22 protein-coding genes are annotated in these 21,657 nt (G+C 63.4%); 19 read left to right on the forward strand and 3 right to left on the reverse strand.

Annotated elements, in window-relative coordinates; translation table 11 throughout:
* Nucleotides 1–21 precede the first annotated feature (21 nt).
* Nucleotides 22–2,607: a [protein-PII] uridylyltransferase gene (locus tag EL335_RS04490; protein WP_284155448.1), complete on the reverse strand. Its 2,586-nt coding sequence runs from the start codon at nt 2,605–2,607 to the stop codon at nt 22–24.
* Entirely contained in the window at nt 2,604–3,410 is an 807-nt protein-coding gene (gene map, locus EL335_RS04495) for a type I methionyl aminopeptidase (protein WP_126444501.1), read from the reverse strand. The genes EL335_RS04490 and map overlap by 4 nt, the downstream gene beginning before the upstream one ends.
* A gap of 221 nt (nt 3,411–3,631) precedes the next feature.
* On the opposite strand from map, the gene rpsB reads away from it, so the two are divergent.
* From rpsB to EL335_RS04585, 18 genes are read left to right on the forward strand one after another with little or no spacing between them, the layout of a single operon-like run.
* Nucleotides 3,632–4,387, forward strand: coding sequence for a 30S ribosomal protein S2 (rpsB, locus tag EL335_RS04500; RefSeq protein WP_126444503.1), 756 nt, complete (start codon nt 3,632–3,634; stop codon nt 4,385–4,387).
* Between the two features lie 17 nt (nt 4,388–4,404).
* Nucleotides 4,405–5,298 carry a translation elongation factor Ts gene (gene tsf / locus EL335_RS04505; RefSeq protein ID WP_126444505.1) on the forward strand — a complete coding sequence of 298 codons (894 nt, stop codon included), beginning with the start codon at nt 4,405–4,407 and terminating at the stop codon, nt 5,296–5,298.
* A gap of 8 nt (nt 5,299–5,306) precedes the next feature.
* The gene (gene pyrH / locus EL335_RS04510) at nt 5,307–6,029 is read left to right on the forward strand and encodes a UMP kinase (protein WP_126444507.1); all 723 of its coding nucleotides are present in this window, start codon (nt 5,307–5,309) and stop codon (nt 6,027–6,029) included.
* 24 nt (nt 6,030–6,053) lie between these two features.
* Nucleotides 6,054–6,611, forward strand: coding sequence for a ribosome recycling factor (gene frr / locus EL335_RS04515; RefSeq protein ID WP_126447687.1), 558 nt, complete (start codon nt 6,054–6,056; stop codon nt 6,609–6,611).
* Between the two features lie 21 nt (nt 6,612–6,632).
* Nucleotides 6,633–7,421: a polyprenyl diphosphate synthase gene (gene uppS, locus EL335_RS04520; protein ID WP_126444509.1), complete on the forward strand. Its 789-nt coding sequence runs from the start codon at nt 6,633–6,635 to the stop codon at nt 7,419–7,421.
* The gene (locus tag EL335_RS04525) at nt 7,414–8,196 is read left to right on the forward strand and encodes a phosphatidate cytidylyltransferase (protein WP_126444511.1); all 783 of its coding nucleotides are present in this window, start codon (nt 7,414–7,416) and stop codon (nt 8,194–8,196) included. Before uppS ends, EL335_RS04525 begins: the two co-directional genes overlap by 8 nt.
* Nucleotides 8,193–9,374, forward strand: coding sequence for a 1-deoxy-D-xylulose-5-phosphate reductoisomerase (ispC, locus tag EL335_RS04530; protein ID WP_126444513.1), 1,182 nt, complete (start codon nt 8,193–8,195; stop codon nt 9,372–9,374). The genes EL335_RS04525 and ispC overlap by 4 nt, the downstream gene beginning before the upstream one ends.
* On the forward strand, nt 9,371–10,744 hold the full coding sequence (gene rseP / locus EL335_RS04535) for an RIP metalloprotease RseP (protein ID WP_126444515.1): 1,374 nt from the start codon (nt 9,371–9,373) through the stop codon (nt 10,742–10,744). The genes ispC and rseP overlap by 4 nt, the downstream gene beginning before the upstream one ends.
* A 13-nt stretch (nt 10,745–10,757) precedes the next feature.
* The gene (gene bamA / locus EL335_RS04540) at nt 10,758–13,046 is read left to right on the forward strand and encodes an outer membrane protein assembly factor BamA (protein WP_126444517.1); all 2,289 of its coding nucleotides are present in this window, start codon (nt 10,758–10,760) and stop codon (nt 13,044–13,046) included.
* A gap of 13 nt (nt 13,047–13,059) precedes the next feature.
* Complete coding sequence (locus EL335_RS04545) at nt 13,060–13,578, forward strand: OmpH/Skp family outer membrane protein (protein ID WP_126444519.1); 519 nt, start codon at nt 13,060–13,062, stop codon at nt 13,576–13,578.
* 13 nt (nt 13,579–13,591) lie between these two features.
* Nucleotides 13,592–14,623 (forward strand): UDP-3-O-(3-hydroxymyristoyl)glucosamine N-acyltransferase, encoded by a 1,032-nt coding sequence (lpxD, locus tag EL335_RS04550; RefSeq protein ID WP_126444521.1) that lies wholly within the window; start codon nt 13,592–13,594, stop codon nt 14,621–14,623.
* On the forward strand, nt 14,620–15,096 hold the full coding sequence (fabZ, locus tag EL335_RS04555; RefSeq protein WP_284155449.1) for a 3-hydroxyacyl-ACP dehydratase FabZ: 477 nt from the start codon (nt 14,620–14,622) through the stop codon (nt 15,094–15,096). Before lpxD ends, fabZ begins: the two co-directional genes overlap by 4 nt.
* Before the next feature lies 1 nt (nt 15,097).
* Nucleotides 15,098–15,880, forward strand: coding sequence for an acyl-ACP--UDP-N-acetylglucosamine O-acyltransferase (gene lpxA, locus EL335_RS04560; RefSeq protein ID WP_126444523.1), 783 nt, complete (start codon nt 15,098–15,100; stop codon nt 15,878–15,880).
* 6 nt (nt 15,881–15,886) lie between these two features.
* On the forward strand, nt 15,887–17,032 hold the full coding sequence (gene lpxB / locus EL335_RS04565) for a lipid-A-disaccharide synthase (protein WP_126444525.1): 1,146 nt from the start codon (nt 15,887–15,889) through the stop codon (nt 17,030–17,032).
* Nucleotides 17,029–17,592: a ribonuclease HII gene (gene rnhB / locus EL335_RS04570; RefSeq protein WP_126444527.1), complete on the forward strand. Its 564-nt coding sequence runs from the start codon at nt 17,029–17,031 to the stop codon at nt 17,590–17,592. Before lpxB ends, rnhB begins: the two co-directional genes overlap by 4 nt.
* The gene (locus EL335_RS04575) at nt 17,589–18,404 is read left to right on the forward strand and encodes a TrmH family RNA methyltransferase (RefSeq protein ID WP_126444529.1); all 816 of its coding nucleotides are present in this window, start codon (nt 17,589–17,591) and stop codon (nt 18,402–18,404) included. Before rnhB ends, EL335_RS04575 begins: the two co-directional genes overlap by 4 nt.
* Nucleotides 18,405–18,442: 38 nt before the next feature.
* On the forward strand, nt 18,443–18,883 hold the full coding sequence (locus tag EL335_RS04580) for an NfeD family protein (RefSeq protein WP_126444531.1): 441 nt from the start codon (nt 18,443–18,445) through the stop codon (nt 18,881–18,883).
* Nucleotide 18,884: 1 nt separating this feature from the next.
* Complete coding sequence (locus EL335_RS04585) at nt 18,885–19,736, forward strand: SPFH domain-containing protein (protein ID WP_126444533.1); 852 nt, start codon at nt 18,885–18,887, stop codon at nt 19,734–19,736.
* Nucleotides 19,737–19,815: 79 nt separating this feature from the next.
* On the opposite strand, the gene EL335_RS04590 is transcribed toward EL335_RS04585, so the two are convergent.
* Nucleotides 19,816–20,757, reverse strand: a complete 942-nt coding sequence (locus EL335_RS04590) for a CysB family HTH-type transcriptional regulator (protein ID WP_126444535.1) — start codon at nt 20,755–20,757, stop codon at nt 19,816–19,818.
* 116 nt (nt 20,758–20,873) lie between these two features.
* Between EL335_RS04590 and EL335_RS04595 the strand changes: the two genes are divergently transcribed.
* Nucleotides 20,874–21,644 carry a sulfite exporter TauE/SafE family protein gene (locus tag EL335_RS04595; RefSeq protein WP_126444537.1) on the forward strand — a complete coding sequence of 257 codons (771 nt, stop codon included), beginning with the start codon at nt 20,874–20,876 and terminating at the stop codon, nt 21,642–21,644.
* Nucleotides 21,645–21,657: the final 13 nt, after the last annotated feature.

Consider the following 21,657-nt stretch of genomic DNA (forward strand, 5'->3'; position numbering starts at 1 on the left):
CCGTCCTGCCAGCGCCGAGTTTCAGATCTTCAGCGTGTCGAGCAACTCCTGCTCCAACTGCACCAGCGAGGCGGTCTGGCCGAGCTCCGCGCCGCTGATCAGGAAGGTGTCCTCGACGCGCTCGCCGAGCGTCATGATCTTCGCGCCATGTACCGCGATACCGTGCCGCGCCAGCACGCGGGCGATCGCATAGAGCAATCCGGTGCGGTCGGCGGCGACCAGCGACAGCAGATGATGACGGCCATCTTCGGCGCTGCGGATCGACACTTCCGGAGCGAGCGGCATGTGCCGCGCGCGGCGCGATAGCCGGGCGCGCGGCGGCGGCGCCAGCGGTGGCAGCCGGGTGAGCTCGTCGGAAAGTTCGTGCTCGATGAAGCTCAGCATGTCGCGGTAGGGCATCTGATGCTCCGGATCGAGCAGCGCGAAGCTGTCGAGCGCGTAACCATGACGCGTGGTGTGGATCTTCGCATCGACGATCGTGAAACCGAGGCGGGCGAAAAAGCCGCAGATGCGGGCGAACAGCTCCGGTTGATCCTGCACGTAGATCATCGCCTGCAAACCGGCGCCGGCGGGATTGATGCGCGCCTTCACCAGCGGCCTAGCGGGCGCCAGACGGTGATAGAGCTGCTGGGTGTGCCAGGCGATCTCGTCGCCGTCGTGACGGAGGAAGTAGGCAGTGTCGAGCTCGCGCCACAAGGCGTCCTCGATGCCGGGGCGCAGGCCACGCAAGCGCAGCCGGTTGCGCGCTTCTGCCTGGCGTTCCTCGACGCCGGTCGGCGTGTGGCGCTCGCCAGTGAGCAGCGGACGCGTCAGCCGGTAGAGGTCTTCGAGCAGCTTGGCCTTCCATGGGTTCCACACCTTCGGGCCGGTGCCGCGGATGTCGCAGACGGTGAGCAGATACAGTGCGGTCAGTCGCTCTTCCGTGGCCACGATCGCGGCAAAGCGCCGGATCGTTTCCGGATCGGTGAGATCGCGCTTTTGTGCAAACAGCGACATCGTCAAATGATGCTCGACGAGAAACACGATCAGCGCCGTATCGTCCTTGCCGAGGCCGTGGGCACGGCAGAAACGTCGCGCATCGCGCATGCCGAGCTTCGAGTGGTCGCCGCCGCGTCCCTTGGCGATGTCGTGGAACAATGCGGCGAGATACAGCCGCCAGCGTTCCGGAAAGCCGGCCATCAGGCTCGAGTGCTCCGGGTACTCGTGGGCGAATTCGGGCAGCGAGAGGCGGCGCAGGTTGCGCACTACCTGCAGGATGTGCTGATCGACGGTATAGACATGGAACAGGTCGTGCTGCATGCGCCCGACGATGCGTCCGAAGGCCGGTAGATAAGCGCCGAGGATGTCGAACTGGTTCATGCGCCGCAGCTGGTGGGTCAAACCGCGCTGCGCTTTGAACAGCGCCAAAAAGCGCTCACAGTTGGCCGGGTCGTGGCGAAAGGCGGCGTCGATGCGGTGGCGCGCATGCCACAGCGCGCGCAGACAGCGCGGCGTCATGCCCTTCAGTTCCGGCCGCTGCGAGAGCAGCCAAAAGCTCGTCAGCAGCGCGCCCGGTTTGCGCTCGAACAAATCATCGCGGCGGATGTCGAGCAGATCTTGATCGATCTGGAAATCGGCGTCGATCGGGATGGCGGCGGCGGGGGGGTGCCGTTCCAGCCGCGCCGCCAGATCGAGCAGGATCAGGGTATTGAGCTGCGTGATGCGCTTGGCATTACGGTAATAGCGCTGCATCAGCACTTCGGCAGCGCGGCGGTTGGCGGTGGCCTTGCAGCCGAGCAGCGCGGCGAGCGCCCCCTGATGGTCGAACAGCAAGCGATCCTCGCGCCGGCGAGCGATCAGGTGCAAACCGATCCGCACGCGGCGCAGGAAGTTCTCCGTACCCGCCAGTTGCCGTGCTTCGATCGCCGAGACAAGCCCCTGGCGGGCGAGCGCCTGCCAGCCGATGGCTCCGGTCGCCGCGCGCCCGACCCAGAGGATGATCTGCAGATCACGTAAGCCGCCCGGATGCTCCTTGCAATTGGGCTCGAGTGCGTAGGGCGTGTCGTTGTATTTCGCGTAGCGTTCTTCCTGTTCGAGACGCTTCGCACGGAAAAAAGCGAGGGAATCGAACTGCGCTGCAAAGGCGCTCTGGAAACGCTCGAACAACGTGCGTGCGCCGCACAGGAAGCGCGCTTCGAGTAAGGCGGTCTGCACCGTGATGTCGCGCCCGGCGGCTTCCAGACATTGCTCGATGGTACGCACGCTGTGACCGATTTCGAGGCCGATGTCCCAGAGCATGCCGATGAATGCTTCCAATTGCGGCGCTGGGCCTTCCTCGGCGCCCGCTGGCAGCAGGATCAGAAGATCGACGTCCGAGGCTGGATAAAGCTCGCCGCGTCCGTAACCGCCGACCGCGACGAGGGCGAGCCGCCGGTCGATGCCGGCGCTCCGCCAGAGATGGCGCAGCACTCGATCCACCAGCCGTGCCGTGCCGCGCAGCAGTGCGGCCGGATGGCCGCCGGCGAGATAATGCTGCTCGAGCGCAGCGCGTCCTTGGCTGAGTCGCTCGCGGCAGCTGGCGATCGGATCGGCCGACGGGGAGGGGCAGCGAGGCCGGGAGCGACTCAAGACTGAAACGGATTCGGTGGCGCGCCAGCCGAGAGCGTCAGCACTTCGACGCCGGTTTCGGTGACGGCGACGGTGTGTTCCCATTGGGCGGAAAGGCTGCGATCCTTGGTGACGATCGTCCAGCCGTCGGGCAGCTCGGAGATCGCCGCCTTGCCCGCATTGATCATCGGCTCGATCGTAAACACCATGCCGGGCTCGAGGCGCAGGCCATCGCCGCGCTTGCCGTAATGGAGCACTTGCGGCTCTTCGTGGAACTTGCGGCCGATGCCGTGGCCGCAGAATTCGCGCACCACCGAAAAGCCGTTCGCTTCGGCATGGCGCTGGATCGCCGCGCCGATGTCGCCCAGATGCGCACCCGGGCGCACGGCGGCGATGCCCAGCCACAGACACTCGTGCGTGATGCGGATCAGCCGCTTGGCGAGGATCGAGGCGGCCTCCAGGCCACCGGCGACGAACATCCGGGAGGTGTCGCCATGCCAGCCGTCCTTGATCGTCGTGATGTCGAGATTGACGATGTCGCCCTTCTTCAGCGGCCGGTCATTCGGCACGCCGTGGCAGACCTGGTGATTGACGGAAGCGCAGATGGACTTCGGATAAGGCACATAACCGGGCGGTGCGTAATTGAGCGGCGCGGGGATGCAGCCTTGCACCTTGACCATGTAATCGTGGCACAGCCGGTCGAGCTCCTCGGTGGTGACGCCGGGCTTGACGAAGGGCTCGATGTAGTCGAGCACTTCGCCGGCGAGCCGGCCGGCGATGCGCATCTTTTCGATTTCTTCCGGGGTCTTGATCGTGACGCTCATGTTTCTCTGTCGGAGATGTCGGGCCTGCCGATTCTAACCCGCCGCCGCCAGCGAAAATCCAACCGCATCCGGCGCTTGCTGCACGGCATGCAATCCATTTATAATCCGCCGCTTGTTTTGCTTTGCGCAGGACAAAATTCACACACCCGGCGCCGAATGGGTGCCTTGCGCTTGAAAGACTGGCCGGGTGGCGGACCAACCCATATCGGAGATCGATCCAAATGAGCACTACCATGCGTCAGATGCTGGAGGCCGGCGTGCATTTCGGCCACCAGACCCGTTTCTGGAACCCCAAGATGGCCCCCTACATTTTCGGCCATCGCAACAAGATCCACATCATCAACCTCGAAAAGACTCTCGTCAAATACAACGAGGCGATGGACTTTTTGAAGAAGCTGGCAGCGAAGAAGGGCACCGTGCTGTTCGTCGGTACCAAGCGCCAGGCGCGCGAGATCGTCGCCGAAGAGGCGCAGCGCTGTGGCATGCCCTATGTCGATGAGCGCTGGCTGGGCGGTATGCTCACCAACTTCAAGACCGTCAAGCAGTCGCTCAAAAGGCTCAAGGAAATGGAGCAGATGGTCGAGGATGGCACGCTCGAGAAGATGAACAAGAAGGAGGCCCTGATGATGACGCGCGAGCTCGCCAAGCTGCAGAAGAGCCTCGGCGGCATCAAGGAAATGAACGCGCTGCCGGATGCGCTGTTCGTCATCGACGTCGGCTATCACAAGATCGCCGTCACCGAGGCCAACAAGCTCGACATCCCGATCGTCGGCGTGGTCGATACCAACCACAGCCCGATCGGCATCGACTACGTGATCCCGGGTAACGACGATTCCTCGCGTGCGATCCGCCTCTATGCGCGCGGTGCGGCCGATGCCATTCTGGAAGGCAGGAATCAGGCGATCGACGAGGTGGTGCAACAGCTGGCCGGCGACGATGAGTTCGTCGAGGTTGCAGAAGAAGAAACGGAAGAGTGAGCGAAGGGAAGATGAGCATGGCTGAAATTACCGCGAGCATGGTCAAGGCGCTGCGCGAGAAGACCGATGCGCCGATGATGGAATGCAAGAAGGCGCTGACCGAGGCGGGTGGCGACATGGCCAAGGCCGAGGAGATCCTGCGCGTCAAGCTCGGCAACAAGGCAACCAAGGCGGCGGCCCGCATCGCCGCCGAGGGTGTGATCGGCCTGTATCTGTCAGCCGACGGCAAGCTGGGCGCGATGGTGGAAGTGAACTCCGAAACCGACTTCGTCGCCAAGAACGAGGAATTTATCGCGCTCGCCAAGAGCTGCGCCGAGCTGGTGGCCAAGAACAACCCGGCTGACGTCGCGGCGCTCTCCGCGTTGCCGCTCGGTGAGGGGACGGTCGAAGATACGCGCGCCGCGCTGGTCGGCAAGATCGGCGAGAACATGACGATCCGCCGCTTTACGCGCATCGAGGCGGAAGGCAAGCTCGCCGCCTATGTGCATGGCGGCGCCAAGATCGGCGTGCTGGTCGATGTCAGCGGCGGCGACGATCAGATGGCCAAGGACATCGCGATGCACATCGCCGCCTCCAAGCCCAAGGCGCTGGATGCTTCCGGCGTGCCGGCCGAGCTCATCGAGACCGAGCGCCGCATCGCGATCGAGAAGGCGCGCGAGGCCGGTAAGCCCGAAGCGATGCTCGAAAAGATCGCCGAAGGCACGGTGCAGAAGTTCCTCAAGGACGTCACGCTGCTCGGTCAGGTGTTCGTCAAGGCCGAGGATGGCAAGCAGACCATCGCTGAGCTGCTGAAGAGCAAGGGCGCGACGGTGAATGGCTTTGCGCTCTACATCGTCGGCGAGGGCATCGAGAAGAAGCAATCCGACTTCGCTGCCGAGGTGGCGGCACAGGCGGCTGCGGCGAAGAAGTAAGCAGCATCATGCCCGCCGCCGCACCGCATTACCGTCGCATCCTGCTCAAGCTCTCCGGCGAGGCGTTGATGGGCGATGATGCCTATGGCATCAATCGCGAGACGCTCTGGCGCATCGTCAATGAAGTGAAGGCGGTCGTCGATCTCGGTGTCGAGATCGGCGTGGTGATCGGCGGCGGTAACATCTTCCGTGGCATGGCCGGGGCTTCCGCCGGCATGGATCGCGCCACCGCGGACTACATCGGCATGCTGGCCACGGTGATGAATGCGATGGCGCTCGCCGATGCGATGCGCCAGGCGGGTATGAATGCGCGCGTGCAATCGGCACTGACCATCGAACAAGTCGTCGAGCCCTACATCCGCGGCAAAGCGATCCGCTATCTCGAAGAAGGCAAGGTGGTGATCTTCGGCGGCGGCACCGGCAATCCGTTCTTCACCACCGATACCGCGGCGGCGCTGCGCGGCTCGGAGATCGGCGCCGAGATGGTCTTGAAAGCCACCAAGGTCGATGGCGTCTATAGCGCCGATCCGAAGAAGGATCCGGCCGCGATTCGCTACACGAAGATCAGCTTCGACGAGGCGATCGGCCGCAATCTCGCCGTGATGGATGCCACGGCGTTTGCGCTGTGCCGCGACCAGAAGCTGCCGATCAACGTGTTCTCGATCTTCAAGCCCGGCGCCTTGCAGCGTGTCGTGATGGGCGAAGACGAGGGCACGCTGGTGCATTGCTGAGTTGCCAAGCGGGAGTTTTCCATGATCATTGCGGAACTGAAGAAAACCACCGAACACAAGATGCAGAAGAGTGTCGAGGCGCTGAAGGCCGATTTGGCCAAGGTGCGCACCGGCCGCGCGCACACCGGCCTGCTCGATCACGTGATGGTCGATTATTACGGCAGCCTGGTGCCGATCAACCAGGTGGCGAACGTCACCTTGCTCGATGCCCGCACCATCGGCGTACAACCCTGGGAAAAGGGCATGGGGCCGAAGATCGAAAAGGCGATCCGCGAATCCGACCTCGGCCTCAATCCTTCGGCACAGGGCGATTTGCTGCGCGTGCCGATGCCGATGCTCACCGAGGAACGGCGCCGTGATCTGATCAAAGTGGTGCGCCACGAAGGTGAGACCGCCAAGGTGGCGGTGCGCAACCTGCGCCGCGATGCGATCACCCATCTCAAGGATGCGCTCAAGAAGCACGAGATTTCCGAAGACGAGGAACGGCGCGCGCAGGACGAGGTGCAGAAGCTCACCGACAAGTATGTCGCCGAGATCGACAAGCTGCTCGCCGAAAAGGAAAAGGACCTGATGGCCGTCTAGGCCGTCGCTGTGAGCCGCACGATGTTTTCCAGCACGACGCGCAGCATCCCGGCACCGCGCAGCGTTCCGCGCCATCTGGCGATCATCATGGATGGCAACGGGCGCTGGGCGAAGCAGCGTCTATTGCCGCGCGTCGCCGGCCACAAGCAGGGCCTCGAGGCGGTGCGCCGCATCGTCGCCGCCTCGATCGAGCGCGGCATCGAATATCTGACGCTGTTCGCCTTCAGCTCGGAAAACTGGCGTCGTCCCCCCGAGGAAGTCGGCTTCCTGATGAACCTGTTCATGGCGGCGCTGGAACGCGAGGTCGGCAAGCTGCACCAAAACGGCGTGCGTCTGCGCGTCATCGGCGATCTGGCCGCTTTCGAGCCGCGTCTGATCGACCTGATCCGCCGCGGCGAAAACCTGACCGCGGAAAACAAGCGCCTCACCTTGACGATCGCCGCCAACTACGGCGGCCGTTGGGATATGATGCAAGCGGTCAATGGCCTGGCGCTCGCCTTTCCTGAAAAGGCCGGCAACTATGGCGAGGGGGATCTGGAGCCGTTTTTGGCGATGAGCTACGCGCCGGAGCCGGACCTGTTCATCCGCACCGGCGGTGAGCAGCGCATCAGCAATTTCCTGCTCTGGCAGCTCGCTTACACCGAGCTGTATTTCACGGACACGTTCTGGCCCGATTTCGACGCCGCGGCGCTCGATGCCGCGATCGAAAGCTACCGCAAACGCGAACGCCGTTTCGGGCGCACCAGCGAGCAGCTACTCTCCGCCACGGGCACTGCCGTTGCGCCAGCGCCGACTTCAACCAATGCTTAAAGCGCGAATCATCACCGCGCTGTTCCTCGTCGCCGCTTTTCTGGCCGTCTTGTTTTTGCTGCCGCCGCGACTGGCGGGGATGACGTTCGCACTGGTGGCCGCAATGGCCGCCTGGGAATGGGCCGGCCTGATGCAAGCCCCGCTCCGCGGGCGCATCGCCTTCGGGCTACTCGCCTTCGGGCTGTGTCTGCTGTTCTGGACGCGGCCCGAAGACGGTTTTCGGCTCCTCTGGGGGCTTGCCACACTGTTCTGGCTTGGCGTTGCGCCGTTGTGGCTGAAGTGGCAATGGCCTACCGCCTGCGCCACGCTTGGCCTGGTGCTGATCCTGCCGGCCTGGGCGGCCCTGGTCGCCTTGCATGCGCGCAGCCCAGTCCTGTTGCTGGCGGTGATGGCGCTGGTCTGGGTCGCCGACATCGCGGCCTATTTCAGCGGCCGCGCCTTCGGTCGGCACAAGCTCGCACCGAGCATCAGCCCGGGGAAAACCTGGGAGGGCGTGGCCGGAGCGCTGATCGGCGTTCTGGTCTATGGTTTCGCGGTCGCACCACTGCTGCCGGCCGTGCAAAACCTCGACCGGTTCGTGCTGGCCGGCTGCCTGCTCATCATCACCGCACTGTCGATCGTCGGCGATCTGTTCGAGTCGCTCGCCAAGCGCCAGGCGGGCGTCAAGGACAGCAGCCAGTTGTTGCCGGGTCATGGCGGCATCCTCGACCGCATCGACAGCCAGCTGTCGACGCTGCCGCTCGTCGCGCTCGGTCTGCATTTCCTTTCGGCATGAAGAAGCTCACGGTTCTCGGCGCGACCGGCTCGATCGGTGTTTCCACGCTCGACGTCGTCGCGCGACATCCGGATCGCTTCCAGGTCGTGGCGCTGACCGGCAACAGCCGCATCGAAGTGCTCTACCAGCAATGCCTGCAGCATCGGCCGCGCTATGCGGTGGTCGGTCGGCCCGAGGATGCTGCCGCGGTGGGCGCAAGGCTAAGCGATGCCGGCGTGGCTACCGAGGTGTTGGCCGGCCCGCAGGCGCTCGAATTCGTCGCCGCGCTGCCGGAAGTCGATGCGGTGATGGCCGCGATCGTCGGCGCCGCGGGGCTGATGCCGACGCTCGCCGCAGTGCGCGCAGGAAAACAGGTGCTGCTGGCGAACAAGGAAGCGCTGGTGATGGCCGGCCAGCTGTTCATGGCCGAAGTCAAGGCGCATCGCGCCACCCTGCTGCCGATCGATTCCGAGCACAATGCGGTGTTCCAGTCGCTGCCGGCCGACTATGCCGGCCAGCCTGCGCGCGCGGGCGTGAGCCGCATCCTGCTCACCGCCTCGGGCGGACCGTTTCGCACCACGCCGCACGAGGCGCTGCGTGCGGTGACCCCAGAGGCCGCCTGCGCCCATCCGAACTGGTCGATGGGCCGCAAGATCTCGGTCGATTCGGCGACGCTGATGAACAAGGGCCTCGAAGTGATCGAGGCGCATTGGCTGTTCGGTCTGGCGCCAGAGCAGATCGAGGTGGTCGTCCATCCACAGAGCGTGATCCATTCGCTGGTGCAATACATCGATGGCTCGGTGCTCGCCGAGCTGGGTAATCCGGACATGCGTACGCCGATCGCCCATGCGCTCGCCTGGCCGGAACGCGTCGCCGCGGGGGTGGCGCCGCTCGATCTGCCGGCGATCGCGCGGCTCGATTTCGAGCGCCCCGATCTCGAACGCTTCCCTTGCCTCGGCCTGGCCTATCGCGCGCTCGCCGCGGGCGGCAATGCAGCGACCGTGCTCAATGCCGCCAACGAAGTGGCGGTCGCCGCCTTCCTCGACGGCCAGTTGCCCTTCCTCGGCATCAGTGAGGTGATCGGTGCGACGCTGGACGCGATCCCGGTCGAGGAAATGCCCGATCTCGCCGCGATCCTCGCCACTGATGCGCATGCGCGCAACATCGCGAGCGAAATGCTGCAACGCTGCCGGGCATGAATTCCTCGGGCATTTTCGGGACGCTCGGCGCTTTCCTGCTGGCGCTGGGGGTGCTGATCGTCGTGCATGAGCTGGGCCACTATTGGGCCGCGCGGCTATGCAACGTCAAGATCCTGCGTTTTTCGATCGGTTTCGGACGGCCGCTCCTGACATGGCGTTTCGGCCGCGATGCCACCGAATGGCAGATCGCCGCGTTTCCGCTCGGCGGTTACGTCAAGATGCTCGACGAACACGAGGGCGAGGTGCCGGCCGATGAGCTTTCGCGCGCCTTCAATCGCCAAAGTCTCGCCCGGCGCGCATTCATCGTCGTTGCCGGGCCATTCGCCAACCTGCTGCTCGCCGTGGCGCTTTATGCCGCGCTGTTTACGAGCGGCGTCGAGGAACCGCGGCCGATCCTCGCCGCCCCGCCTGAAAACACCTTGGCGGCAGAGGCGAAAGTCGGGGCTGGCGAGACGGCACGCAGCATCAATGGCAAAGCGGTGGCGACCTGGAGTGAGCTGCGCTGGGAAATCCTGCGTCATGTGCTGGAGCGCGATGCGATCGTGCTCGAAACCATCGATGCACATGGCAACATCAATTTTCATCGCTTCGATCTGGCCCGGTTGCCTTCATCGGCGCTGGAAGGCGACGTGCTGCCGGCCCTCGGCCTCAAGCTTAAGGCCCCCGATTTCCCAGCGCTGATCGGCAGCGTGCAGCCGGATTCGCCGGCGGCGCGGGCCGGTCTGCGGGTCGGAGATCGCATCGTCGCGATCGATGGCGAACCGATGGCCGGCTGGCAGGAGGTCGCGGCGACGATCCGTGCTGCCGGCGCACGCGTGCTGACGCTCGAAATCGAACGCGGCGGCGAGCGGCTCAGCGTCGCCGTGACGCCCGCGCTGGTCGAGGAGCGCGGCAAGCCGGTGGCGCGGATCGGCATCGGCGTGCGCAGTGACCCCGAGGCGCGCCGCGCGTTTTTGGTGAAGGTGCGCTATGCGCCGCTCGAAGCGCTCGAGCGCGCCATTGCGCAGACCTGGGATACCGCGGCGCTGTCGCTGCGCATGATCGGCCGCATGGTCAAGGGCGAGGCCTCGATCCGCAACGTCTCGGGCCCGGTGACGATCGCCGACTATGCCGGCCAGTCTGCGCGCATGGGCGGCGAGCACTATCTCCGTTTCCTCGCGCTGATCAGCATCAGTCTCGGCGTGCTGAACCTGCTGCCGATCCCGGTGCTGGATGGCGGACACTTGATGTATTATCTGGCCGAACTGATCAAGGGGAAACCGCTCTCGGAACGCGTCATGGCAATCGGCCAGCAAATCGGTCTGACCGTGCTTGCATTGCTGATGGGGCTGGCCCTATACAACGACTTTTTCCGACTGCTTTCCGACTGATTTCGGCCAACGCATGAAACGTTCTTTACTTGCGGGTCTGATCGCGGCAATGCTGGCCACGAGCGCTGCCGCCTTCGAACCTTTCGTGGTGCACGACATCCGTGTCGAAGGCATCCAGCGCACCGAGGCCGGCACGGTGTTTTCCTATCTGCCGGTCAAGGTCGGCGACACGCTCACCGAAGAGAAGGCCTCCCAGGCGATCAAGGCCCTTTTTGCCACCGGCTTCTTCAAGGACGTGCGGCTCGAGGTCGAAGGCAATGTGCTGGTGGTGTTGGTCGAGGAACGCCCGGCCATTGCCTCGCTCGAATTCATCGGCGTCAAGGCGTTCGAGAAGGAGCAGTTGCGCAAGGGTCTGCGTGAAGTGGGGCTTGCCGAATCGCGCATTTTCGACCGTTCGCTGGTCGAGCGCGCCGAGCAGGAACTGAAGCGCCAGTATCTGTCGCAGGGCTACTATGCGGCGCAGGTGACGACGACGGTCACGCCCTTGGAGCGCAATCGCGTCGGCATCACCTTCGCGGTCGAGGAAGGCGACATCGCCAAGATCCGCCAGATCAACATCGTCGGCGCCAAGGCGTTCAAGGAAAAGGAACTGCTCGAGCAATTCACCTTGCGTACCCCTGGCTGGCTGACCTGGTATACCAAGAACGATCAGTATTCGAAGCAGAAGCTCTCGGCCGACCTGGAAACCCTGCGTTCGTGGTATCTCGATCGCGGCTTCATCGAGTTCACCATCGAATCGACGCAGGTGATGATCACGCCGGATAAGCAGGACATCTACATCACGATCAACATCAATGAGGGTGAGCGCTACACGGTGTCATCGGTCAAGCTTGCCGGCGAGCTCTTGTTGCCGGAAGACGAGCTACTCAAACTGGTGACGATCAAGCCCGGCAGCCTGTTCTCGCGCGAGCAGGTAACCGCGACCACCAAGGCGATCGCCGAGCGTCTCGGCAACGACGGCTATGCCTTCGCCAACGTGAATGCCGCGCCCGAGCTCGACAAGGAAAAGAAACAGGTCGCCTTCACGTTGTTCATCGATCCAGGCCGCCGCGTCTATGTGCGGCGCATCCAAGTGCAGGGCAACACGCGCACGCGTGACGAAGTGATCCGCCGCGAGATGCGCCAGATGGAGGCCGCCTGGTATGACGGCGAGAAGATCAACAAGTCGCGTACCCGCGTCGACCGGCTCGGCTATTTCGACGAGGTGACGGTCGAGACGCCTGCGGTGCCGGGCACCACCGACCAAGTCGACGTGGTGATGAATGTCAAAGAAAAACCCACCGGCAATTTGATGCTCGGCGCCGGCCTGTCGAGCTCCGAAGGGCTGGTGTTCTCCGGCTCGGTCAACCAGCAGAACCTGTTCGGCAGCGGCAAGCATGTCGGCATCGGCTTCAACACCAGCAAGATCAACACGCTGTATTCGTTTTCCTATACCGATCCCTATTACACGGTCGATGGGGTCAGCCGCGGTTTCGACGTCTATGCGCGCGATACCGACACCACGAAGCTGACGAGCCTGGCGACCTATGCCACGAAATCGCTGGGTGGCGGCATCCGTTATGGCTTTCCGATCGGCGAGGACGACACGATCAACTTCGGCCTCGCCGTCGACAGCACCGAGATCAAGACGACGAGCTATACGACGCCGACGATCCAGCGCTTCCTCGACCAATACGGCAGCAAATTCACCGGCGCGATCGGCACGCTCGGCTGGGCCAAGAACACGCTCGACAGCATCATCTACCCGATGTCCGGCTACAACGCGCGTGTCAGTGGTGAGGTGGGGCTGGGCGGCAGCCTGCGCTATTACCGAGCCAATTTCCAATATCAGCGCTTTTTCCCGATCGGCCGCGAATACACGCTGATGCTCAATGGCGAATATGGCCAAGGAGGCGGCATCGGCAGCAAGCCGCTGCCGTTCTATAAGTATTACTATGCCGGTGGCGTTGGCTCGGTGCGCGGTTTCAAGGCGGGAGCGCTCGGCCCGGTCGATCCGTATGCGACCGATACCGACCAGCGCATCGGTGGTGACCGGCGCCTGGTGATGAACGCCGAATTCCTCTTCCCGATGCCCGGCAGCGGCAAGGACAAATCCTTCCGCCTCGGTGCCTTCGTCGATGCCGGTTGGGTATGGGGCGTCGGCGAGAAGCTCAACGTCGGCGACCTGCGCTACAGCACCGGGCTTTCGCTGTCCTGGTCCTCGCCGCTCGGCCCGTTGAAGTTCAGCCTGGCGCAGCCGCTCAACCGCAAGGAGGGCGACAAGACGCAGCGACTGCAGTTCCAGATGGGGACCGTCTTCTGACACAGGAGAGAACATGAATCGCATCATCCAGGTTATTGCTCCGGTTTTGCTGGCCCTGACCTTCACGCCCGCGCGCGCGGAAACGGTGAAGATCGGCTTCGTCAATGGCCAGCGGGTGGTCAATGAATCGCCGCAGGCCAAGCGCGCCAAGCTAAAGCTCGAGAAGGAATTCGCGCCACGCGACCAGGAGCTGCAGCAAATGGCCAAGCGCCTGCAGGCGCTGCAGGAAAATCTCGACAAGAACGGCGTGACGATGGCCGAGAGTGAGCGGCGCAGCAAAGAGCGCGAATTTGCCGAGCTGAACCGTGAATTCCAGCGCAAGCAGCGCGAATTCCGCGAGGATCTGAATCTGCGCCAGAACGAGGAGCTGGCGGCAATTTTCGAGCGCGCCAACAAGGTCATCAAACAGGTCGCCGAAACCGAGAAGTTCGATCTGATCGTCCAGGAGGCGGTGTATTTCAGCCCGCGCATCGACATCACCGAGAAGGTGATCAAGGCGCTCAGCAACGAGACTGCGCCCGCTGCGAAGTAACGGCAAGCAACAGGTGGCAACGCCACGCACCCTGGGCGAGATCGTCGCCCGTTTCGGCGGCGAGCTGAAAGGCGACCCGCAGCGGCTCGTCTGCGGGTTGGCGACGCTCGAAAACGCGACGTCCGATCAACTCAGTTTTCTGGCGAATCCGAAGTATCGCCGTCAGCTCATGACGACGCGTGCGGGCGCAGTGATCCTCGCCCCCGAAGCTGCGGCGGAATGTCCTGTCGATGCGATCGTCACGGTACAGCCTTATCTCTACTTCGCCCGCGTCTCGCAATGGCTGGCGAAGGTGCCGCGCCCGGCGCCGGGCATCCATCCGAGTGCGGTGGTCGAATCGGCGGTACCGGCAAGCTGCGCGATCGGTCCGCTGGCCTGGATCGGTCCAGATGTCGCGATCGGTGAAAATTGCGTCATCGGCGCGCACTGCCGCATCGGCGCCGGTGCAGTGGTTGGTGACGATAGCTGGCTGTATCCCAATGTGACGGTCTATCACGGTTGCCGCATCGGCCGACGAGTGATCGTTCATTCGGGCGCGGTGATCGGGGCAGATGGTTTCGGCTTCGCGGCCGACGGCGCGACATGGGTGAAGATCGCCCAGAGCGGCGGCGTCGTGATCGGCGACGACGTCGAGATCGGCGCCAATACGACGATCGACCGTGGCGCGCTGGAGGATACGGTGATCGAGGATGGCGTCAAGCTCGACAACCAGATCCAGATCGCGCACAACGTGAAAATCGGCCGGCACACGGCGATCGCCGGCTGCGTTGGCATCGCCGGCAGCACGAAGATCGGCGCGCGCTGCACCATCGGCGGTGCGGCGATGATCATCGGCCATCTGACGCTGGCGGACGACGTTCATGTCGCCGCCGGCACCTTCGTTGGCAAGTCGATCCTCGCGCCAGGCCATTACACCGGCGCCGTGCCCCTGCAACCTCATGCCGAGTGGCTGAAAAACTTCGCCCATCTGCGGCATCTTAATGCGCTGGCCGATAAAATACGCGCACTCGAAAAACGCCTCGCCGAACTGGAGAACGCCCGATGAACGCCCCGACCGCAATGGACATCCACCAGATCCTCGAATATCTGCCGCACCGCTATCCGATCCTGCTGGTCGATCGGGTGCTCGAGATCGTGCCGGGCGAACGGATCGTCGCCCTCAAGAACGTCAGCATGAACGAGCCGTTCTTCCCCGGCCATTATCCGCATCATCCGGTGATGCCCGGCGTATTGATCGTCGAGGCGATGGCGCAGACGGCGGCGATCCTGTCGTTCCGCAAGATGGATGGCAAGCCCGAGACGGATGCCGTCTATTATTTCGTCGGCATCGACGGTGCACGCTTCAAGCGACCGGTGACACCGGGCGATCAGCTGATCATCGAAGTGACCATCCTCGGCAATAAACGCGGCATGTGGAAGTTTTCCGGCAAGGCCAGGGTCGATGGCCAACTCGCCTGCGAGGCGGAACTGATCTGCACGATGCGCAAGCTGGAAAAGCCGGGACAGCCGGAACAGTGAGATGGCGGTCAGTATCCACCCCACTGCGCTCGTCGACCCGCAGGCGCAGTTTGGCGAAAACGTCACGGTCGGCGCCTACACCATCATCGGCGCCGAGGTCGAAATCGGCGACGGCACTTGGATCGGTCCGCATGTCGTGATCAACGGGCCGACGCGCATCGGCCGCGACAACCGCATCTTCCAGTTCTCTTCGCTCGGCGAGATGCCGCAGGACAAGAAGTACGCCAATGAACCGACCCGGCTCGAAATCGGCGACCGCAACACCATCCGCGAGTTCTGCACCTTCAATCGCGGCACCGTCCAGGATGCTGGCGTGACGCGTCTTGGCAATGACAACTGGATCATGGCCTATGTGCATATCGCCCATGACTGCCAGGTGGGCAACCACACGATCTTCGCCAACAACGCGCAACTCGCCGGCCATGTGCATGTCGGCGACTGGGCGATCCTCGGCGGTTATACCGGCGTGCATCAGTTCGTGCGCGTCGGCGCGCACTGCATCACCGGTGTCGGCAGCGTCGTGCTGCAGGACATCCCGCCCTACGTGATGGCCGCCGGCAACCCGGCCGCGCCGCATGGTATCAACAGCGAAGGCTTGCGGCGACGCGGTTTCGCCCCAGAGACGATTGCCAGCATCCGTCGCGCCTACAAGACACTCTACCGTAGCGGTCTCAAGCTCGACGAGGCGGTCGTGGCGATTGCCGCCGAAGCGCAAGCCGGTGTCGCGGCTCTCGCGCCGCTGGCCGAATTCCTCGCGACACCCGGACGCGGCATCATTCGCTGATCTCCCATGACGCGTATTGCCCTGGTGGCAGGCGAGGCGTCGGGCGACCTGCTGGCCGCACACCTGATCGAAGCCTTGCAGCGCCGCCTGCCCGACGCCGAATTCGTCGGCATCGGTGGACCGCAGATGCAGCGTGTCGGATTCACCGCCTGGTGGCCGGCGGAAACCCTCGCGGTGCGCGGTTATGCGGAGGTATTGCGGCATTATCGCCGCATCGCCGCCGTCCGCAGGCAGTTGCTCGAACGCCTGCTCGCCGAGCGGCCCGACGTCTTCATCGGCGTCGATGCACCGGATTTCAATCTCTGGCTCGAAGCGCGCATGAAGCGTGCCGGCGTTTGCACCGTCCATTACGTCAGCCCATCGGTGTGGGCCTGGCGCCGTGGACGTATCGGCAAAATCGCCCGTGCCTGCGACCAGTTGCTGGCGCTGTTTCCCTTCGAGCCGCCGCTTTACGAAAAAACCGGTCTCGATGTGGTCTATGTCGGGCACCCGCTGGCCGATATGCTGCCCATCGAGGTCGACCGCGCCGCAGCGCGTGAGCTTCTGGAGATTCCCGACGCTGGCCCCGTCTTTGCGCTGTTGCCGGGCAGCCGCCAATCGGAAGTCGGTTATCACGCCGAGCTGTTCATCCGTACCGCCGGTCTGTTACGCGAACGTTTTCCCACCTCACGTTTTCTCGTCCCCCTCGTCTCGCGAGAAACGCGCCTTTTGTTCGAGACCGCGCTGTGGCGGCTGGGCGCACAGGAGTGGCCGATCCGCCTGCTGTTCGGTCATGCACGGGATGCCCTCGCCGCCTGTGATGGCGCCCTCGTCGCCAGCGGCACCGCGACGCTCGAAGCAGCGCTGAGGAAGGCCCCGCATGTCATCACCTATCGCATGTCCGACTGGTCGTGGCGCATCATGAAACGGATGGGCTATCTGCCCTGGGTGGGCCTGCCCAACATCCTCGCCGGCCGTTTCGTCGTCCCGGAATTTCTGCAGCACGATGCAACAGCGGAGAACCTCGCCCAGGCGCTCGGCAATCTCGTCCAGGATGAGGAGGTCGAAAAACGTCTGGCCCGCTGCTTTACCGAGATGCACCTAACGCTGCGTCAGAATACCGCCGAACGCGCGGCCACGGCGATCCTGGCGTTGTTGGAAAAGCGTCGATGATTTGCGGTGTCGACGAAGCGGGCAGGGGGCCCTTGGCGGGCCCGGTCGTCGCCGCGGCGGTGATCCTCGATCCAACTCGTCCCATCGATGGTCTGGCCGACTCGAAAAAACTGACGCCGGCCAAGCGGGCAAGGCTCGCCGATGCGATTCGCGCCAAGGCATTGGCCTGGCATGTCGCGGTAGCGAGCGTCGAGGAAATCGACACGCTCAATATCCTGCAGGCGACGTTGCTGGCGATGCAGCGCGCGGTCGCGGGTCTGGCCATTCGGCCCCACGAAGTGTTGATCGATGGCAACCGCTGCCCATCGCTCGACATCCCAGCCCGCGCGATCGTCGGCGGCGACGCCACGGTGGCATCGATCTCGGCCGCCTCGATCCTCGCCAAGACGGCGCGCGACGCCATCATGCTCGACTTGCACGCACGCCATCCGCAATATGGTTTCGATCGCCACATGGGCTACGGCACCGCGGAACATCTCGCGGCATTGCGCGCGCATGGGCCCTGTCGAGCGCATCGCAAGAGCTTTGCGCCGGTGCGCCAATTCGAGCTATTCGCATGAAGACGATCACCTCACGTGACAATCCGACGTTCAAGGATCTGCACGATCTCGCCGTCACCGCGCGACGGCAGAAGCGTGAAGGCCGCGCACTCTTGGAGGGCCCTCATCTGGTTGCCGCGGCGCTCGATCATGGCGTGGTTCCCGAGCTCGTCGCCGTGGCGGAAGAAGCCCTCGATCATCCCGAGATCGCCGCCCTGCTGGTGCGCATTCCCGGCGTTCCGGTGCTTTGCCTGCGCAGCACACTGTTCCGTGAGGTGAGCGAATTGAAGACGCCAGTCGGCATCCTGGCTCGCATTGCCGTGCCGAAGGTGACGAAAGCCGGGGGTGCCGTCTCGTCAGCTCCAAGTTTGCGCACGGGGACGGCTGGTGACTGTCTGCTGCTCGACGCGATACAGGATGCAGGCAATGTCGGCACGCTGCTGCGCACCGCGGCAGCGGCCGGCGTGCGCGACGTGCTGCTCGGCCCAGGTTGCGCCGGTGCCTGGACGCAGCGCGTGCTGCGTGCCGCGCAGGGTGCGCATTTTTCGCTCGCCATCCATGAGAACGTCGATCTCGCTGCTTTCGTGCAAAGCTTTTCCGGTCGGTCGCTGGCAGCCGTTGCACATGGCGGCGAGTCGTTGTATGCGCTCGATTTCTCTCAACCGACCGCATGGCTGTTCGGCAACGAGGGGGCGGGGCTCTCCCCCGACCTCGTGGCCTTGGCCACGAAGCGCGCAACGATTCCGCTCGCCCCGGACAGCGAATCGCTCAACGTCGCCGCTGCGGCGGCGGTGTGCCTGTTCGAGATGCGCCGCCAGCGAGAATTCGGGTAAAGTCGGTGCTGCCGGGACGGCACGACGGGGGAAAAGCTATGGACCTTGCATGGTGGCACTGGGCGGTGGGCGGCATCGTGTTGATCGTCGCCGAGCTCGTCGTGCCCTCGTTCGTGCTGATCTGGTTCGGTGCCGGGGCGCTCGTCGTCGCATTGGCCGTAGCGCTGGCCGATTTGACGCTCACCGCACAGCTCGGGCTGTGGCTGATCGTCTCGCTGGTGCTGGTCGCGGCCTGGTTCAAGGTGTTCAAGCCGGGCATGCACAAGACGAAGGTTGGCATGGCCGATGCGGGCGTGATTGGCGAGGTCGGCGTGCTGGTGCATGAGGTAGCGCCGTTCCATAAGGGCAAGGTGCGTTTCCAGAAGCCGGTGCTCGGCGACGATGTATGGGTTTGCATTGCCGACGAGGAAATCAAAAGCGGCGAACGCGTCCGGGTGCTCGCGATCGAAGGCAGTTTGTTGAAAGTCGGGAGGGTTTGAGATGGATGTGATGATCTTCGTCGTCGCGCTGCTGGTCTTTACCGGCATCACGCTCGCCAAGGGCATCCGCATCGTGCCGCAGGGAGAGGAGTGGATCGTCGAACGGCTCGGCAAGTACCACGGCACCTTGCACCCAGGCTTGAACATCATCATTCCATACCTGGATCAGGTGCGTTACAAGCTCGTCACCAAGGACATCATCCTCGACGTGCAGGAGCAGGAGGTGATCACGCGTGACAATGCGGTGATCGTCACCAATGCGATCGCCTTCATCAAGGTCACCGATCCGATCAAAGCGGTCTATGGGGTGACCGACTTCGCCGAGGCGATCCGCAACATGATCATGACCACGCTGCGCTCGATCATCGGCGAGATGAATCTCGACGAGGCGCTCTCGAACCGCGACAAGATCAAGGCAAGGTTACGCGAGAGCATTGCCGACGAAGCGATCGACTGGGGGCTGACGGTCAAATCCGTCGAGATCCAGGACATCAAGCCCAGCCCATCGATGCAGAAGGCGATGGAGATGCAGGCCGCCGCGGAGCGCGAAAGGAAGGCGATGGTGACCAAATCCGAGGGCGAGAAGCAGTCGATGATCCTGCAGGCCGAGGCGCGCCTCGAATCGGCGCGCCGCGACGCCGAGGCGCAAGTGACGCTGGCCGAGGCGTCCGCCGAGGCGATCAAGCGGGTCAGCCAGGCGATCGGCGACAACGAAGGGCCGATGCGCTACATGCTCGGCGAGAAATACATCCTGGCGATGACGAAGCTCGCCGATTCTCATAACGCGAAGACGATCCTGATTCCTGGCGACCTGCAGGAGACGATCCGCGCCGTGCTGGGCAGGAAAGCTTAGCGGCCCTTTGCTTCCGTCGGTCAATTTTTTGAGACAGCGGGGATTTGACGGTCGGGACGGCGCAAGAGGTCTGTCCAGGTCAGAGGCCCGGATCCTCGCCGTCACCGCGTAGCGTAGCCTCGATGACACGGCGTGTCAGGTGCGGAGCAAAGAGTTCGATGAAATCGAAATCGTAGCGACGTAGCCAAGCCCCTTTGCGAATGGCTAACCGGGTGGTATTGGTCTCAAACAAGTTATTCGCAGACAGGGCGACGATGTCCGTGTCGCGTGTCGAATCGAAAGCCATCGCAGCGATGATGCCGATGCCCAGCCCCAAGGCGACATAGGTCTTGATGACATCGGAATCGATGGCGGTCAATACGACATTCGGCGCAACGCCCGCCCGGTCGAAAGCGCGATCGATCTTGGTGCGGCCCGTGAAGGTCGGGTCGTATGTGATCAGCGGCCACTCGGCAAGCATGGCGAGAGTGATGTCTTTGTGCGCCAGTAGCGGATGATTCCGGGGTGTAATGACGAGATGCGACCATTGGTAGCAAGGCAATGCGATGAGGCGTGGGTGTTCCGCCAATGCCTCTGTAGCTATTCCCAGGTCGGCCGTGCCATCTGCCACCCAGCTTGCCACTTGGATCGGATTGCCCTCCTGTAAACGTAAGCGCACCTGAGGGTGTCTTTCCATGAAACCTTTCACCACCGCCGGCAGTAGGTAGCGTGCCTGAGTGTGCGTGGTTGCCACACTCAGAGTACCGCTGGATTCATTGGCGTAGTCTTCGCCGACGCGCTTGAGATTACGGGTCTCATCGAGTATGCGGCCGACGATGGCGAGCACATGACGACCTGGCTCGGTGATGCCCGTCAAACGTTTGCCCTTGCGGGTGAAGATGGTTACGCCAAGCTCCTCCTCCAGCAAAGCCACTTGCTTCGAAACCCCTGGCTGTGAGGTGTAAAGAGCGCTTGCCGCCTCGGAAACATTGAGGTCATGGCGCGCTATTTCGTACAGATAGCGCAGTTGTTGCAGTTTCATGGCAACCAGAATATTCCTAAAAGTTATATGAATTTAATTATAAAGTATTTCAAGGAATTAAAGGAAGTCGATACGATGCACCGCAACGAAGTTTTGGAACGAGCGGAGCATCATTCGTGGAACTTGCGCAAATCATTTCGGGTTTTGCCGTTGGCACCCTAGTCGGGATTACCGGCGTGGGTGGCGGCGCGTTGATGACACCGCTGCTGGTGCTGCTGTTTGGCGTTGCACCCATCACGGCAGTGGGCACCGACCTACTGTATGCGGCGCTCACCAAGACTGGCGGCGCCATCATCCATGCGCGCTATGGCCATATCGAATGGCGCATCGTCGGTCGCCTCGCGCTGGGCAGCCTGCCGGCAGCGGTGCTTGCTCTCCTGTTCGTCCATCATTTCGTCCCGGGCGGCCTCGGCAACGCCCACCAGACCATTCGTTTTTTTCTCGGTCTGGCTTTGCTGTTTACCGCCGCGGCAATGATTTTGCGGCTTCGCCTGTTGGCCAGGGGAAAGGGCGGCAATCGGGTGACTCGGGATCGAGCGTGGCCGACGGTGCTGGCCGGCACCGTGCTCGGCATCCTCGTCGCTCTGTCATCCGTCGGTGCCGGTGCTCTCGGCGTCACGGCGCTGTTCTTTCTTTACCCGGGACTATCACCGATCCGCATTGTCGGCGCCGACATAGCTCATGCGGTCCCACTGACGCTGGTGGCCGGACTGGGGCACTGGTGGTGGGGAAACATCGACTGGTCGTTACTGAGCGCTTTGCTGGTCGGCTCATTGCCCGGCGTCTGGCTTGGCAGCCATCTGGCGCCGCGCATACCGGAGGTTTTTCTCCGCGCTGCCTTGGCGGTTTTGCTCGTGTTTGCCGGCGGCAAGCTCATTACTAACTGAAGAAAGGGCTTGG

It is taken from the genome of Sulfuricystis multivorans, from assembly GCF_003966565.1.
Taxonomy (GTDB): Bacteria; Pseudomonadota; Gammaproteobacteria; order Burkholderiales; family Rhodocyclaceae; genus Sulfuricystis; species Sulfuricystis multivorans.

Coding starts and splice junctions, on each gene's coding strand:
- map (WP_126444501.1), bottom strand. CDS start 3,410: ATGAGCGTCACGATCAAGACCCCGGAAGAAATCGAAAAGATGCGCATC.
- rpsB (WP_126444503.1), top strand. CDS start 3,632: ATGAGCACTACCATGCGTCAGATGCTGGAGGCCGGCGTGCATTTCGGC.
- tsf (WP_126444505.1), top strand. CDS start 4,405: ATGGCTGAAATTACCGCGAGCATGGTCAAGGCGCTGCGCGAGAAGACC.
- pyrH (WP_126444507.1), top strand. CDS start 5,307: ATGCCCGCCGCCGCACCGCATTACCGTCGCATCCTGCTCAAGCTCTCC.
- uppS (WP_126444509.1), top strand. CDS start 6,633: ATGTTTTCCAGCACGACGCGCAGCATCCCGGCACCGCGCAGCGTTCCG.
- EL335_RS04525 (WP_126444511.1), top strand. CDS start 7,414: ATGCTTAAAGCGCGAATCATCACCGCGCTGTTCCTCGTCGCCGCTTTT.
- ispC (WP_126444513.1), top strand. CDS start 8,193: ATGAAGAAGCTCACGGTTCTCGGCGCGACCGGCTCGATCGGTGTTTCC.
- rseP (WP_126444515.1), top strand. CDS start 9,371: ATGAATTCCTCGGGCATTTTCGGGACGCTCGGCGCTTTCCTGCTGGCG.
- bamA (WP_126444517.1), top strand. CDS start 10,758: ATGAAACGTTCTTTACTTGCGGGTCTGATCGCGGCAATGCTGGCCACG.
- EL335_RS04545 (WP_126444519.1), top strand. CDS start 13,060: ATGAATCGCATCATCCAGGTTATTGCTCCGGTTTTGCTGGCCCTGACC.
- fabZ (WP_284155449.1), top strand. CDS start 14,620: ATGAACGCCCCGACCGCAATGGACATCCACCAGATCCTCGAATATCTG.
- lpxA (WP_126444523.1), top strand. CDS start 15,098: ATGGCGGTCAGTATCCACCCCACTGCGCTCGTCGACCCGCAGGCGCAG.
- lpxB (WP_126444525.1), top strand. CDS start 15,887: ATGACGCGTATTGCCCTGGTGGCAGGCGAGGCGTCGGGCGACCTGCTG.
- rnhB (WP_126444527.1), top strand. CDS start 17,029: ATGATTTGCGGTGTCGACGAAGCGGGCAGGGGGCCCTTGGCGGGCCCG.
- EL335_RS04575 (WP_126444529.1), top strand. CDS start 17,589: ATGAAGACGATCACCTCACGTGACAATCCGACGTTCAAGGATCTGCAC.
- EL335_RS04580 (WP_126444531.1), top strand. CDS start 18,443: ATGGACCTTGCATGGTGGCACTGGGCGGTGGGCGGCATCGTGTTGATC.
- EL335_RS04585 (WP_126444533.1), top strand. CDS start 18,885: ATGGATGTGATGATCTTCGTCGTCGCGCTGCTGGTCTTTACCGGCATC.
- EL335_RS04590 (WP_126444535.1), bottom strand. CDS start 20,757: ATGAAACTGCAACAACTGCGCTATCTGTACGAAATAGCGCGCCATGAC.